The following is a 16,178-nucleotide window of genomic DNA, read 5'->3' as shown; positions in this document are numbered from 1 at the left end:
ATCGACAGCGCCGCCCGTCATGGTTAAATAGCGCCTATTCAACCAGCGGCGCCGCCCATACCGGGCGCGGTGCCGACGCAGGGCGGGGCAGGACGGCCATGGACAAGCTTCACGCGATGCGCGTCTTCGTTCGGGTTGTGGAGGTCAACAGCTTCACCAAGGCGGCCGACACGCTGGGGCTGCCGCGCGCCTCGGTCACCACCACCATCCAGAACCTGGAGGCATCGCTGGGCGTCCGGCTTCTCCAGCGGACGACCCGCAAGCTGAGCCTGACGCTGGACGGCGCCGCCTATCTGGAGGGCGCCACCCGCATCCTGCAGGAGCTGGAGGAGGTCGAATCCTCCTTCACCAGCGCGCGCAAGACGCCGCGCGGCCGGCTGCGGGTGGACATGCCGGGCTCCATCGGCCGGCTGGTCATCATCCCGGCGATTCATGAATTCCACAGCGCTTATCCCGACATCGAACTGATGCTGGGTCTCAGCGACCGGCCCATCGACCTGATCCAGGAGGGGGTGGACTGCGTGCTGCGCGTCGGCGAGCTTCAGGATTCCAGCCTCATCGCCCGGCGGGTCGGCGCCTTCCGTTCGGTGACCTGCGCCAGCCCTGCCTATCTCGCCGCCCACGGCATGCCGAAGACGCTGGACGAGCTGCAGAGCCATGTCGCCGTCAAGTATTTCACCCGGACCGGCAAGGTCCATGAACCGAGCTTCGAGCGCGACGGGGTTGAGCGCGAGGTGAAGATGGCCGGCACCGTCTCGGTCAACGATGCCGACGCCTACGTCACCTGCGGGGTGGAGGGGCTCGGCATCATCCAGCCTGCCCGCTTCATGGCCCTGCCCCACCTGCGTAGCGGTGCCCTGGTGGAGATCTTGCCGGACTGGCGCCCGGCGCTGATGCCGATCTCCGCCCTCTATCCGCAGAACCGCCATTTGTCGCCCAAGGTGCGGGTCTTCGTCGACTGGGTGGCGGAGATTTTCGAGCGCTGCCCGCTGATGCAGGGGGAGGATCTGCCGATCGACGCCTGCCGCGGCGAGGCCCACCGGCCCAAGATGCCGGAGAAGGCGCAGAAGCTGCCGGTCGCCGTCGATTCCGTCGCCATGGACCAGGAGGGCGCCTGCCTCTGCGTCGTCTGAGCCGGGCCCGTCCCGATTTCTCATGTCACTTCAAACCCCTTTCCCCATGCGTTAAGGTGCCCGCGCTTATCGGGCGAGGGGGATGGAGATGGACGTTGTTGGTGGCGCGCCGTCGGATGCGCGGCATCTGGAAATCGACGAGCGTCTGAGGAGCGCGCCTCTTCTGGAAGGCTTCTCCGACGAGAACATCCGGCAACTGGCCGCCATCATGGACGGCCCGCGCAAGATCCCCCAGGGCCAGCTTCTGTTCGAGGAGGGCGATCCCGGCGACGCCCTCTTCTTCATCCTCTCCGGCAGCTTCGAGGTGCTGAAGCGCGAGGAGGGCAGCGACGTCCGCCACCGCCTCGCCCTGCTGACGGCGGGCCAGTCCATCGGCGAGGTGTCGCTGCTCGACAGCGGCCCGCGCTCCGGCGCCGTCCGCGCCGCCGAGGACAGCGAGGTCATCGCCGTCCCGCTCGCCCGCCTGCGCGAACATCCCGACCGCCAACTCGGCGTGGACAGCCGTCTCAAGATCAATATGGCTTATCAACTGGCCGCGCGCCTGCGCCGCACCAACGAGGTGACGGTCCAGACCCTGCGCCGCCAGCTGAACGAGGCGGAAAACCGCGTGGAGATGAGCAAGTTCATCTTCCGCCTGCTGGTCGGCCTCTGCTTCTACATGTTCGCCTTGGGCGTCACCACGGCGCTCAGCAAGGTGGTTCCCGACACCTCCCTCATCAGCCTGCCGATCCTGACCGCCTTCGCCTTCGGCGTGTACCGCACCGTCAAGACCAGCCCCTGGCCGCCCAGCGCCTATGGCTTCACCCTGAAGAACTGGCGGCGCAATGCGTTGGAAGGCGTGGTGCTGTCCATCCCCATCGCGCTGCTGATCGTCACACTGAAATGGATCGGCGTGACGATGATCCCGTCGCTGCAAGGGCAGCCGGTGTTCGACCTCGCCCGCTCCACCGGCCTGTCGCTGGGCGAGATCCTGCTGTACGGCAGCGCCTACTGCGCCTTCACGCCGATCCAGGAAACCATCGCCCGCGGCACCCAGGCATCCTTCCAGCTGTTCCTGACCAGCAAATACAAGACGGTGGAGGCCATCGTCCTGTCGAACATGCTGTTCAGCGCTACCCACCTGCATGTGTCCATCGCGCTGGCGCTGGCGGTGTTCCCCATCGGCCTCTATTGGGGCTGGATCTTCGCCCGGCAGGGATCGCTGGTCGGCAGCAGCGTGTCCCATGCCATCCTGGGCGTCTTCGGGCTGATGGTCGTCGGCATCCCCATCTACTGAGCCCGGAACCAGCCGGCCAGGGCGGACAGCCACGGGTCGGCCTCCTCCCCCTCCCCGCCGCGATGCGGCGGGCGAGACGGGCGAGCGGACGATCCGCCGGGATCGCGTTCAACACCGCCTGCAGGGTCGCCGCGCGGGGCAGGCCGAGCCCTTGCGTGGCGGCCATCGTCCCGGCCGCCGCTTCAAATTCCGGACGCGGTTCGTTGGGATGTTCGCCGTCCGGGGCGGGGCCGGTGCCGTTGATGGCGTCCAGGACGGCCCTCTTGCGCTCCGCCAACGGCAGGCTTGCCAAGTCCTCCGGCCACAGCGGGTGGCCGATATGGATGTCCTGGCGGGCGAAGCCCAGCGGGAACTCCAGCCGTTCCGGCGCGGGTTCCACCGGAAGCGCGCCGGCGAAGCGGACCGGCAGGATGGGAACATCCAGCCTCGCCGCCAGATCCAGGAACACCCCGGACAGGCGGGACACCGGCGTCCGGCAGGACAGCGACCGCGTGCCCTCCGCATGGACCATGATCGACATGCCGTGCTGCTTCACCGCGTCCTGCGCCTGCTCCATCAGCCCCAGCATGGCCGCCGGGTCCTCGCGGTCGAACAGCAGCATCATCTGAGGCAGGTGCAAATCCGGAGCGCTCCCGGACAAGGCCAGCAGGCTGCCCAGCCACGTGTTGCGATGTTCCGCCTTGGCGACGGTCAGGATCGGCCGGCCGGTCAGGGCGGCGGCCACCAGCGTGAAGGTCAGCGATTCCACCGCCACCTGATGGTTGCCGAGGAACAGCGCGCCGCAGTCGCGGATGCGGGCGAGCCCGTCCGGCTCCGCCACGCGCACCTGACCGACGAACTCGCCGGCCAGGGCCGCGAACAGATCCTCCACCGGCCAGTCGCCGGTCCCGAGATGGGCACGCCAGAAGGTCTTCAGCGGCGTGATGTCCGGTGCGGCCGGCATCTCTCCCGTCACCACCCAGTCGGCCCCGTCGCGCGCGGCCGACAGCGGAAGCGGGTTGAGCGGCGCGGCTGCGCAGCGGGCGACATCGCCCTCGACCGTCACCACCCCAGGATGGACGCCGAGCTGTGCCGCCGCATGCTCCTTCCCCGCGATGGCGCGGGCCATGTCGGACGGGTTGCCCGACACGCCATAGAGGCTCTCCAGCGTTCCCGGCAGCCAGTTGCTCGCCGCCACCTCGCGGGCGCTGAGCCGACTGGCGCCGTTCTCCGCCCGCGACAGGCGCACGCCGGGCGCCGCCTTGCGGTCGCGCAGGAAGGCCTGCCGCGCCAGGGCGGGCGCGTTGCCGAGCGCGCCCTTGGGGAACAGCACGTCGGCCAGCTCCATCTCGGCCCAGACCCGGCCGCCGGCGATCCATTGCAGGCGCGACCGGGCACGCCCCTGCCCGTCCAGGGGAAGGGCGCGCACCTCGATGCGGACCATGCCGTCGCGCGGCGTCGAACCGAAGAAGCGCAGCCGCTCGATGGCGCTGGGATAGGCGAGCATCCCCGCCGCCCCGTCCCCCCACCAGAGTTCGGGGGCATGCCGCGGCGTGGCGTGGAGACCGGCATCCAGCAGCGCCGGACCGAGCATCCCCGGCACCCGCGCCGCCTTCGCCGCATCCAGATCGGCCGACGCGCCGCGGGAGCCGACCTGCAGCCCGCTCAGAATCTGGAAGGCCGGGCCGTGGAACAATTCCGCCGCGGCATAGGGGCATGGCGAGGGCCGGGCGTCCTCCAGCGGCTCGAAGGGCTGCGGCGGAGCCGGCCATGCGTCGGCCCGGATCACCCGGCCGGTCGCCAGGATGCCGCCCTCATCCCGCAGGGTGACGCGCCCGCCGGGCTCCACCGCCGGAACCAGCGTCACCGGCACCGTCGCCCAGCGCTGCACCCTGACATCCTCCAGGGCGGTGACGCATCCCCTATGAGCCGCCGCCATGATGTCGGCGAGGCAGGTCAGCGGGACCGCGGCCGCGGTATGGGTGGGGCGATGGTCGCCCAGCCAGGGGGCATTGTCCAAATCCAGGCGGATGCCGCCGTTGCCGCCGCCATCGCCGGGCACCAGGCGCGCCGCCAGCCCGTCCACCTCGTAGATGCGCAGATCGTCGGCCCACAGGCTGCCGCGGGCGACGGCCAGGATGCCGCGCTCGTCGCGCTCGATCCGCAAGATCTCGATTTCGGTGGTGACGGTCCGGTTGGTGGGGACGACCTGACCGCGATACTTCCAGCGCAGCGCCACGTCCAGGGCGGCCCCTTCGAAGCGCGGCGATGGCAGCTCGGCGTCCAGCCCCGCCAGAACCATGGCGCGCTCCAGCAACTGCAGCAGCGCCTCGACCCCCAGCGAGCCGGGCTGGACCGGGTCCTGGAAGAAGTGGGCCTTGAAGTACCAGGACTCAGGATCGACCGTCTGCCGGCCGCGAATCAACCCCAGCCCGCCGGCCCCGCCCTGCGGCCACCAGCCGGTGACCTCGTCCACCATGCGCAGCATGCCGTCCGCCAGCTTGGCACCGCGCGGCTCCACCACGGGCGTGGCGGGAGGGATCCCCCGCGCCTCGTCGGCCGGCAGCGGCGGCAGGCCGTTCTGCTTCGCCAGTGCGGCGGACGCGAAGAAGCCGAAGGAGGTCTCCAGCTCCATCAGCGGCCGGTCGTCGACCCAGGCCCGGACCTTGAAGGCGATCAGGGTGATGCCGCCGGCGCGGGAGAAGCGGGTCAGCGTCGCCTCGGTGCGGACCCGGGCGTCGGCCGGCGTCACCTCGGCCATCACCCGGGCGGCGTCGCCGTCCAGGTTGCGGATCGCCAGATCCTCGGTGGAGGCGAGCGCGAAGCCCATGTAGGAGGCCAGCCAGCCGCAGGGCTGCAGCAGCACCTCCATCAGCACGCAGAAGGGCATGACCGGCGCCGCGTTGCGGGCGAAGTACCACGCCTCCGGTTCCACCGCGTAATCGACGAGAAGCGTGCCGCCGACGGTCGGCTCCCCGGCCGGGCAATCCACCGAGACCACGCTGGTCATGAAGTGATAGGGCAGCCCCGGCAGCCGCGGCACCCGCCCGGCGTCGAAGCGGGCATACATGCTGCCGAAGGCCAGGGACGGCGCCCCCCAGGCGCAGGCCAGCAGCGCCTCGTAATCGCCGCGCACGTCGCCGCGGGTGCCGACGATGCGCGGCGCCTCCGCCAGCGCCGGCAGGGCGTGGCGCCCTTGGCCGAGCGGCCAGTCCGGCACCATCCGCACGGCGAAGGCGCGGCAGTGGAAGACCTTGAAGCCGTCGGCGCTGCACAGCAGGGCGGCGCGGACGATGGGCGTCGGCCCGTCCTCGATCTCCTCGACGAAGACCTCGTAGACCAGATGATGGGCGGCGTCGGGGATCACCTGCCCGCGGCAGACGAAGCGGGCGGGCTCGTCCGGCACCGGCTCGAACCGCCAGGAATCGCGCCCGATGGTGAAGCCGCCGGCCGCCATGAAGGTCGCCACCGCCTGCACCGCACCCTCGGCCATCAGCGTGCCGGGCATGCAGGGATCGTTCTTGAAGTGGCCGGCATAGAACCAGGCGTCGGCCGGGACATGGCTTTCCGCCCGCAGATGGCCCCGGCCCCATGGGCCGCCCTGCGGTTCGAAGACGCTCACGCTGTCGATCAGGCGCATGCGCCCCTGCGGGATCGCCGGCGTGCGCTGGTGGCTGCCGGCCAGCTCGAACCCCTCGCCGAAACAGGCAAAGGCCCGGCCGGCGGTCCAGAGGTCAAGCTGCTCGGCGGTGAAGGACCGGTGGCGCGACGGACAGGGCAGCGGATCCAGGCGCGCGCCCTCCTTCGGCCGGTCCTCCTCGGCGCTCCACAGCACGCCGCCGGAGTTGGCAAGCTCATGGTCGGTGAAGAAGCCGGCCTGCCCGTTGCGGACCGACAGCACCAGCCGGTCGCCGATGCGGCAGTCGTAATGGAAGAAGAACAGCCCGACCTCGCCCATGCGGGCATGGCCGTCGATGTGGATGTCGTAGCGCAGCGTGTCGCCGACTTTCGGCAGGCCGCCCTCGTGGTAGGTCATCTCGCAGCCCAGCAGGCGATAGACGCGCTCGCCCCTGTTGCGGAAATCGGCGCCCAGCCAGGAGATCAGCAGCAAATCGGCCTGCCCGGATTCGATGGCGAGCCCAATGGGCATGCGGTCGTTGTGCAGATACCAGCTGTCGGGCGTGACGTCCGTCTCGGTGACGATGGAGCCCAGCCCCATGCCGCCCGGCTCGCCGGTGATGGACATGACGCGGTCCACCAGCAGCAGCGGCGGCTCCGGCATGCGGACCTGCCGCGCGTAGCCGTCCTGCTGCGCGAACAGCGGGCCGAAGATGTCGGACACCTTGCCGGATGCCAGGATTTCCAGCTGGGCGCGGTCCCAGAGCGGACGGTCCGGGGTGACGATCCCCTCTCCCCCCGGGGAGAGGGTTAGGGTGAGGGGGAAGCGCGGCGGCCGTATCCCGAGAATCCACCCCATGCACCCCCCTCACCCCGACGGGGAGAGGAGGAGTGGGGGAAGAGGGAGAGCGGACAGCGTCGGCACGCCGAAGCCTTGCAGGTAGCTCCGGTGCAACTCCGACGCGGTCTTCAGGTAGCCGGTGTGAAGCTCTGCCGTGCGGGCGAGGATGCGGGCGATTGGGCTGTCGGCCACCGGGATCGGCGCTGGCGCAGGCGTGCTGGGCATCGCAGGAGGCGGCAGGTCGGCGATCACCACCACCGGCTCCGCCACCTCGTCCAGGGGACGGCGGGCGGCGAGATCGGGCGGCGGCAGGGCGGCGACCGGCGGCAGGGGTGGCGCGGGGGGCATCGGCTGTCCGAGAATGACCACGACGGGTGCGGCATGGGCGGCGAAGGTCAGGGGCTGGGCCGGCGGCGCGGCGGTCCGGCGGTCCAGGCGGCGGGCGACCTCGGCCATGGCGGGGTCCTGCCCGGCGGCGAACAGCTCGGCCGCCACATGGGCCAGCTGCTCCAGCGGCGCGCGGCCGGGATGGTCCAGGCTGACCGCCAGATGCTCGCGGCCGGCCAGCGTGGCGGCGATGGAGCGGGTCAGGGCGTTGCGCGGGCCATGCTCGACGAAGATCCGCAGCCCGTCGTCATGGGCGCGGCGGATGGTGCGGGGGAAGTCCACCCGTTCCATCGCCTGACGGGTCAGCGCCTCGGCACACAGCTCCACCGACGGCCGGTAGGCTTCGCCGAAGGCGTTGGCATAGACGGCAATGCGCTCGGGCGACGTGGTCGCGCGGCTGTGGATGCGGCGCCAGACCGGGGCGCAGGGCTCCATCTCGGCGCAATGCACCACCATGTCCTGGCCGAGCGGCAGGGCACGGCTTCCCCCGATGCGCGCGATCGCCTGACGGCAGGATTCGGCATCGCCGCCGATCACGCAGTCCTGCGGCGCGTTGACGATGGTGATGGAGACGCGGGGCAGGCCCTCCAGCGCCGCCTCCACCTCCCCGACGGGGGCCAGCAGGCGCCAGTTGCGCCAGTCGGCGGCATGCGCCTGCCCCCAGGATTGCGAGGCCGCAAGGCAGTCGCCGGTCAGGTGGCGGCCATAGATGCCCGACGCGTCGATCTCCGCGAACATGGCGCCCATGTCCGACCACACCCCCGCGGCGAACAGCGCGTTGGTCTCGCCGGAGGACAGCCCCATCACCGCCTCGGGCCGCAGGCCGAGCACGCCCCGGCTCACCTCCGCATGGGTCTGGCAGATCAGCGCGCAGGTCTGCAGCTGCGCCATGGCGTCGAGCGGCCCGGCCGATCCGTACAGCCGCTCCGCCGCATGGGCGAGGATGGGGAAGCGCGCGGTCACGGCCCGGCCGACATCGGGCATCGACAGGAAAAGCTCGCGCCCCATCCCCTCATAAGCCGCCGCGGCCCCGGTGAAGACCAGGGCCAGCCCGCCGCCGAGCGGACGCTCGCGGAAATGGATGCCGTCGGCGGCAGCCTCGCGCCCCTCGGCAATGGCCAGCGCGCGGGCCAGGGCGTCGGCCTCCTTGCCGGCCGGACAGGCGAAGGCGAGACGCACCGGCCCCTGCCCGCCATCCTCGCCGCGCCGGATGCGCGCACACAGCCCGGCCCGGTCCGCGGCGGCGAACCAGCGCAGGCGCGTGGCCGGCGGCGGCACCGCCGGCTCGACGATGCTTCCGCCCTCGACCAACAGCCCGTCGGTCGCGCCGCCCAAAGCCTCCACGCTCACGCGGGCGCGCAGGCGGACGCCATCCAGCCAGGGGTGGGCAGCGCCCTCTCCGGGCTTCATCCGCCCGCGGCAGGCGACGATGGCGGCGGCCACATGCAGCAGGCCGGATGCCGCATGGGCATGGCCGAAGCGGCGGGTGACGGGGCTCGCACCTTGCGGTCCGGCGATGGTGAACCCGGCTTCGGTGCCGGCGTCGGGTGCAGAGGACAGGTCGAGGATGGCGTGGATCGGCTCGCCGGCGGCCTCGGCGCACTCCACCCGGCGCAGCACCAGGACGACGGCGGCGTCGCCGGGCATGTCGAGGTCGGGGCGCAGGGCGGCCAGCGCGCTGCGATGCACCGGCTCGCAGGACAGGTCGACCGCGCCGACGACCGCCGCGTCCAGCTCGCCCGTCACCAGGGCGCGGGCGGCGATGCGCAGCGAGGCGATGCCCGACAGCTCCTCCGCCGACACCGAATAGCTGGGGCCGCGCCAGTCGAACTGGGCGTTGAAGCGGTTGGCGACGATGTTGGGCATGGTGCCGATGACCCCGGCCGCGTTCAGCGGCGGGCCGAGATCGACACTGGCGTCGGGGCCGCACAGGTCGGCAAGCCGCACGCCCAGGCCGCGCCGCGCCACCTCGGCGTCGCAGCCCATGCCCATCAGCACGCCGGTGGCCGCGGCGGGCAGAACCGGCGCCTCCGCGACCGCCCGCGCCACCGCCTTCATCGCCAGCAGTTGCTGCGGCAGGGCATGCTGCAGGTCGGCGGGCGGGAAGCGGGTGGCGGCGAGGTCCAGCGTGATGCGGTCCAGCGCGCGCGGTGCGTCTCCCAACGGCGGCGGTGCGGCGAGCGCCGCTGCGAAGTCATCGGCGGCGGTGACGACGGAAAGGCCGACGACGGCCACGCGCAAGGGCGGCGGGGCAACGGCGACCGGGACGGAGACGGCGGCGGGCCGCCACTCCTCCAGCAGCAGATGCGCGTTGTTGCCGCCGAAGCCGAAGGCGCTGATACCGGCGCGGCGCGGTCCCGCTCCCTCCCACGGCTCCGCTTGGTGGAGCAGGCGGAAGGGCGAGGCGCCGATGCCGTCCAGCGGTGCGGCATCGGCATGCAGGGTCGGCGGGCGGATGCCGGCCGCCATCGCCTGGATCACCTTGACCATGCCGGCCAGACCGGCGGCGGCGATCAGGTGGCCCAGGTTGGACTTCAGCGACCCGATCGGCACATCCTGCAAGCCGGCGAAGACGCGGCCCATGCTGGCGATCTCGGTGGCGTCGCCAAGCGCCGTCCCGGTGGCGTGGCATTCCAGCAGCGACACCGCCCCCGGCCCGAAACCCGCCTGGGCATAGGCACCGGCCATGGCGCGCTCCTGTCCCCCGGCATCGGGAACCAGGAAGCCGCGGCTGCGCCCATCGTTGGACAGGCCGATACCGCGGATGACGCCAAGGATGCGGTCGCCGTCGCGCACGGCGTCGTCCAGCCGCTTCAGCACCACGCAGGCCGCCCCTTCGGCGGGGATCAGCCCGTCAGCCTCGCGGTGGAACGGCCGGCTGCGGCCGGTGGGGCTGAGCGCGTTCAGCGCGGTGAAGCCCATATGCAGGAACAGGTCGTCGCCGCGGTTGACGCCCGCCGCGATCATCAGGTCGGCGCTTCCGTCATGCAGCTGGTCGCAGGCCAGCTTGACGGCATAGAGCGAGGAGGCGCAGGCGGCATCCAGGCAGAAGGCCGGCCCACTCAGCCCCAGCGCGCGGGCGGCCAGCTGTGCCGGCAGGCCCGACGAGAAGCGGTTGGCGGGCTTCGGCCCATCCCGGTCCAGCCAGACCGCCTCGGCGAAGGCGCTGAGGCTGGCGGTGGGATAGGACAGATTGCCGGCGATCAGGCCGCAGCGCCCGCGCGGTGTGACGTCCAGCCCGGCCTCGCGCAGCGCCTCGCGCCCGCTGTGGACCAGCCAGAGCACCAGCGGGTCGAGCCCGGCCAACTCCTCCGCCGGGCAGGCGAAGCCGCCGGGGTCGAACACGGCGTCGAAGCCCTGCACATAGCCGCCGCGGTCGGTCGCGGAGCGCTCGGGCGCCTCGGGCGACAACGCCTTCGCGGTATCGACGCGCCAGACGCCCGGCGGCACCGGGCGCAGCAAATCCCGCCCCTCGACGACGGCCCGCCAAAGCTCCGCCGGGCCGAGGGCGCCGGGCAGCACGCAGCCATGACCGACGATGGCGATGGGCGGGAACCGGGTCATGCCGCCCGTCCGACGGCAGCACCCGCGGCGGCCGAACGCCCGATGCAGGAGACGACGGCATCGCCGGCCGGCGGCTGCGCCAGTTCGCGCAGCATGAAGTCGGCGCCGTCCGCCGGCGCGATCAGCTCGACCGACATGCGGCGGAAATGCTGCTTCAGCGCCGGTCCGACCATGCCGCCGTCCCACGGACCCCAGGCGATGGCCTTGACCGTGCAGTCCGGCCGGCGCGCCGCCTCGGCCCGCGCCACGGCGTTCAGCACGCCGTTGGCCATGGCGTAGTCGCATTGCCCGGCATTGCCGTGCAGCGACGCGACGGAGGAGAACAGGCAGATGACGCGCAGCGGATCCTCGCGGGTGGCGGCCAGCAGATTGGCGATGCCGTCCACCTTGGTGCCGAAGACGGCGTCGAACTGGTCGCGCGTCTTGTCGGCGATGCGCTTGTCGGCCAGCACGCCGGCGCCATGGACGATGCCGGAGATCGGCCCGGCCTCGGCACGGACCGCCGCCAGCGCTTGCGCGACCGACGCTGCATCGCGCACGTCGGCGCGGCGGTAGCGGACGCGGGCGCCCGCTGCCTCCAGCCGGCGGATGGTGGCGCGGGCCTCGTTGGCGGACAGGATGGCCTTGACCATCGCCTCGATCTCGCGCGGCTGCCGGCCGGCGCCGGGGCCGACGATCACCGCCCGGCGGACACTGGCCTCATCGGCATCCTCGGGAATGCCGGGCAGGACCGGGGCGGCGTTCGGGTCGCTGCGGCCCAGGATGACCAGGGTGGGACGGATGCGGCGGGACAGCTGCTCCAGCGCCACGGCGGTCACGCCGCGCGCACCGCCGGAGACGACGATGACCGCGCCCTGCTCCAGCGGCAGCGGACCGTCGGCCGCCTCATGCCGGCGCAGGGTCCGCACCAGACGCTTGCCGTCGGCGACGAGCCGGACCTCCGCATCGCCGTCGCCGGTGGCGATCTCGGCGGCGAGAGCGCGGGCGAGTTCGGCGGCAGAGCGGCTTCCCGGCTCCAGCTCGATGGCCTTGACCCGCGCCGCCGGCCACTCGTGCCCCGCCGTCAGGACGAGGCCGCCCAGCCCCAGCCAAGCCTCGCCACCCTTCTCGACGGTGACGAAGGCCCCGCCTGTCTTGCCGAGGCGGGCATCGGCGGCCTTGGCCGCGGCAAGCGCGCGCCAGTGCAGGTCGGCGGCCGAAGCCGCATCGGCCCCGTCCAGCCCGGCCAGGAACAGAACCGCGTCGTCCTGCCCGCCCGGCAGCTCGGCGATCCGGGCGGCGATGCCCTTGGCCGACAGCAGAGTCGCCAGTTCGGCGGCGACGCCGGACGAATCCGGGACGATGGCGACGCTGGTCAGGCCGCGCAGCATGTCGGCACCGCCCGCCTGCCGCTCCTCCAGGACGGAACAGGTGCGGATGGTGCCTGCCGATAACGCGGGCAGTGCCTGGGTCTGCGGCGCCGGCGCCTGCTGGGCGGCCGGGGCGTCGCCCTCGATGCGGGCGATCACCGCGCCGACGGTCTTCAGCGCGGTCAACTCGCGCATCTCGACCGAGGCCAGTTCGGGCAGGCGTTCGACCAGAGCCGAGAAAATCTCCACCTGTTTGATGGAATCGATGCCGAGGCCGGCCTCAAGCTCCATCTCCGGGCTCAGCATCTCGACGGGATAGCCGGTCTTCTCGGCGACCAGCCCCATGAACAGCGCGCCGACATCGACGGACGGTGTCACCGGCTTGGCCGCCGGAATGGGGTCCGCCATAGGGGCTGCCACGGGGGCCGGTGCGGGGGTGGCGCCGCTGCGGCTGTCGGCCATGGCGAGGATCTGGCCGATGGTCTTCAGCGCGTTCAGTTCGCGCATGTCGGCACCGCCCAGCGCCGGGATGCGCTCCTGGAGGGTCGAGAAGATCTCCACCTGCTTGATGGAATCGATGCCCAGTCCGGCCTCAAGCTCCATCTCCGCCGTCAGCATCTCCACCGGGTAGCCGGTCTTGTCGGCGATCACCGCCAGCACGATGTCCCGGGCATTGACCGCTGGTGCGGCGGCAACGGGAGCGGGTGCAGCAACCGGAACAGGCTTGGGCGCGGCGGGCACCGCCGCCGGCTGGGGCCGGGCCGCGGCGGCTGGCTGCGGAGCCGCCGGGGCGGGTGCCGGCCTTTGCACCGGCATGACCGGCGCGGCCGGCTGCATCACCGGAGCGGCGATGGCGGGCGCGGCCGGCATCATCGGGGCGGCCGGCGCCGGCATCGCCACCGGTTGCGCCGGCACGCCGCTGAGGCTCTGGATCGCTTGGCCGGCGACCGCAAGGAAGGCTTGATGGCTCTCGGCGATGGCCCGCTGGAAAGCGGCATGGGCGTCGGCGACATGGTGATAGATCGTCTCAACCGACGCGGTCGCGACGGGGGTGGGCGCCGGCTGCGGAGCGGGAGAGTTCGTGACCATGATCGGAGCTTCTTCGATGGAATGGGGGCGGACCGGCGCCGGACGGACCGGAATGGATGGAGCCGGAGTGGAGGCAACCGGCGCGGGCGGCACCGGCGGTGCAATGGCCGGGCGCGGCGGGTTGGGCTTCGGCAATGCCGCGGCCCCGTCCGGCGGCGGATAGATCTTGCCGAAATTGGCGCCGCTGATCCGGACGGCGGCGGGCGAGGCCGGCTTCGGCTTGCGTTCTTCGGCGAAGCCGGTCCACAGCGCCGCGAAATCCACGCGCACGCCATGCACCGCCAGCGCGCCCAGGCCGTCCAGCAGGCAGGCGACGCCGTTGGAGCCGCGCCGGTCCAGCGCCACCGCCAGATGCGGGCGGTCGCCCAGGCATTGCGCCACCAGCCCGGTCAGCACCGCACCCGGCCCGACCTCCACGAAGCTGCGGACGCCGTCGGCATAAAGCGCCTCGACCGTTTCGCGGAAGCGCACCGTGCCGGCGATCTGCCCGGCCAGCAGGCCGCGGACATCGGCGGCGTCATAGGGCGCGGCGGTGAGGTTGGCATAGACTGGGACCGCGAAGGCCCCGAACGCCATGCCGTCGAGGACGCTGCGGAAGGTCTGGGCGGCCTGCGCGACCACCGGCGAGTGGAAGGCGCTGGCGACCTTCAGCCGGACGACCCGCAGCCCCTCGGCCTCCAGCCGCACCGCGGCATTCTCGACCGCCGCGCGGGCACCGGACAGGACCACCTGCTCCGGCCCGTTGTCGTTGGCCAGCACCAAGCCCAGGCCCTGCAGCAGCGGCTCTACCCGCTCGCGTCCGGCGGCCACCGCGATCATGGCGCCGTCGCTGCCGGTCGCGGCAGCCTCCATGCAGCGGGCGCGCTCGGCCGCCAGGGTCAGGGCGGTGTCACGGTCGATGGCGCCGGCGGCGCACAGCGCGGTGATCTCGCCGAAAGAATGGCCGGCCACGGCATCGGCGCGGATTCCTGCACGCTCCAGCACGGCCAGCAGGGCGAGGCTCGCCGTTCCGATGGCGGGCTGGGCGTGGATCATGCGGGTGAGGGACGCCTCCTGCGCCTCCGCCTCCTCGCGGGTGAAGGCGGGCGGCGGGAAGACCACGCGATGCAGCGGCGGCCGGTCCGGCACGGCCGGCAGGGCGGCCTGCCCGTCCCAGACGGCGCGGGCCTCGTCGAAGGCTACGGCCAGATCGGCGCCCATCGCCACATACTGGCTGCCCTGGCCGGGGAACAGGAAAGCGACCTTGCCGCCCCCACCCCCACCCACCGCCAGATGGATGCCGGGCGCGCTGAAGGCTCCCGTCTGCTTCAGCGCAACCGCCAGACGCTCCTCGAACTGCCGGGCATCGGCGGCGACGATGGCGAGGCGGTAACGGGATGCGGGATCGAAGGCGATCTGGCTGTCGCGGGCGACCGCCTCCAGCCCCTCCGTTTCCACGCGGGCGCCGAGGGCGCGCGCCGCGTCGGCGAGGGACCGCGCATCGGCGCCCGCCGCCAGCAGCAGCGCCCCGCCCGCCCACAGGCGGGACGCGGCTTGCGGTCCGGCATATTCCTCCAGCGCGACGTGATAGTTGCTGCCGCCGAAGCCGAAGGAGCTGACGGAGGCGCGGCGGGGACCGTCCGCCTTCACCCAGGGCCGGGCACGGGTGTTCAGGTAGAAGGGGCTGCTCTCCAGCTTCAGGCGGCTGTCCGGCCGCTCGACCTTGATGGTGGGCGGCAGCACCTTCTGATGCAGGGACAGCGCCGCCTTCAGCAGCCCGGCGGAACCGGCGGCGGCCTTGGTGTGGCCGATCTGCGACTTGATCGAGCCGATGGCGCACCACGCGCCGGCTTCCGCGTCGGCTTCCCGGAACACCTGGGTCAGCGCGGTGAATTCGGCGAGGTCGCCGGCGCGGGTGCCGGTGCCATGGGCCTCGACCAGTTCGACGCTGCGCGGCCCGTATCCGGCATCGGCGTAGGCACGGCGCAGGGCCACCGCCTGCCCCTCCGGCCGCGGCGCATAGACGCTGGTGGCGCGGCCGTCCGACGAGGAGCCGATCCCACGGATGACGGCATAGATGCGGTTGCCGTCGCGCTCGGCATCCTCCAGCCGACGCAGGGCGAACAGGCCCAGCCCCTCGCCGACGATGGTGCCGTCCGACGCGTCGGAGAAGGGACGGCAATCGCCGCTCTTCGACAGGGCCGGCGTCTTGCTGAAGCACATGTACATGAAGATGTCGTTCAGGGCGTCGACGCCGCCGCTGATGACCATGTCGGAATGGCCAAGCTCCAGCTCGTTCATCGCCATCAGCAGTGCCGACAGAGAACTGGCGCAGGCGGCATCCACCACGCAGTTGGTCCCGCCGAGGTCGAGCCGGTTGGCGATCCGCCCCGCCACCACATTGCCGAGTACGCCGGGGAAGCTGCTCTCCTGCCATTCCACATATTGGGAGGAGATGCGGTCGCAGATGGCCGTCACCTCCTCCTCCGGCAGGCCGGCCTCGCGCAGGGCCTTGACCCAGACCGGCCGCTGCAGCCGCGCCCCCATGGTGCCCACCAGTTCGGTGGCGGACGCCACGCCCAGCACGATGCTGGTCCGGCTGCGGTCGATGTCGCGGAACTGCGTGCGGCAGGCCTCGTCCAGCGTTTCCTTGGCGACGATCAGCGCCAGCAGCTGCGCGGTGTCGGTGGCGCTCAGCGCCTGCGGCGGGATGCCGAACTCCAGCGGGTCCAGCGTGGCCGGCGGCAGGAAGGCGCCGCGGCGGCAATAGGTCTTGTCCCGCGCCGTCGGGTCGGGATCGTAGAAATCCTCCACCAGCCAATGGGTGGCGGGCACGTCGCCGATGCAGTCCCGGCCGGCGAGGATGTCGCGCCAGAAGCCGTGCGTGGTGCCGGAACCCGGAAACATGGCGCCGATGCCGACGATCGCGATGGGGTGGCGGTTCTTCAAGGCGGTCTCGGATG

At 72.2% G+C, this 16,178-nt stretch carries 4 protein-coding genes and 1 pseudogene; 2 read left to right on the top strand and 3 right to left on the bottom strand.

Annotated features, from left to right (window positions below; all coding sequences use genetic code 11):
• The first annotated feature begins 98 nt into the window (after positions 1–98).
• The gene (locus AB8P05_RS20620) at positions 99–1,133 is read left to right on the top strand and encodes a LysR family transcriptional regulator (RefSeq protein ID WP_472760149.1); all 1,035 of its coding nucleotides are present in this window, start codon (positions 99–101) and stop codon (positions 1,131–1,133) included.
• Between the two features lie 88 nt (positions 1,134–1,221).
• On the top strand, positions 1,222–2,409 hold the full coding sequence (locus tag AB8P05_RS20615) for a cyclic nucleotide-binding domain-containing protein (protein WP_472760148.1): 1,188 nt from the start codon (positions 1,222–1,224) through the stop codon (positions 2,407–2,409).
• Between the two features lie 454 nt (positions 2,410–2,863).
• On the opposite strand, the pseudogene AB8P05_RS20610 reads toward AB8P05_RS20615, so the two are convergent.
• The 3 genes and pseudogenes from AB8P05_RS20610 to AB8P05_RS20600 all read right to left on the bottom strand — a co-directional run.
• Positions 2,864–6,607 (bottom strand): annotated as a pseudogene (locus AB8P05_RS20610) (beta-ketoacyl synthase); the annotation flags it as partial.
• Positions 6,608–6,874: 267 nt separating this feature from the next.
• The gene (locus tag AB8P05_RS20605) at positions 6,875–10,798 is read right to left on the bottom strand and encodes a beta-ketoacyl synthase N-terminal-like domain-containing protein (protein ID WP_472760147.1); all 3,924 of its coding nucleotides are present in this window, start codon (positions 10,796–10,798) and stop codon (positions 6,875–6,877) included.
• Positions 10,795–16,164 (bottom strand): SDR family NAD(P)-dependent oxidoreductase, encoded by a 5,370-nt coding sequence (locus tag AB8P05_RS20600; protein ID WP_472760679.1) that lies wholly within the window; start codon positions 16,162–16,164, stop codon positions 10,795–10,797. The genes AB8P05_RS20605 and AB8P05_RS20600 overlap by 4 nt, the downstream gene beginning before the upstream one ends.
• Positions 16,165–16,178: the final 14 nt, after the last annotated feature.

Source organism: Azospirillum sp. VT-I1 (genome assembly GCF_055698305.1).
Note: the sequence above shows the minus strand (reverse complement) of the source record. Positions and strands in the feature narration are given on the sequence as shown.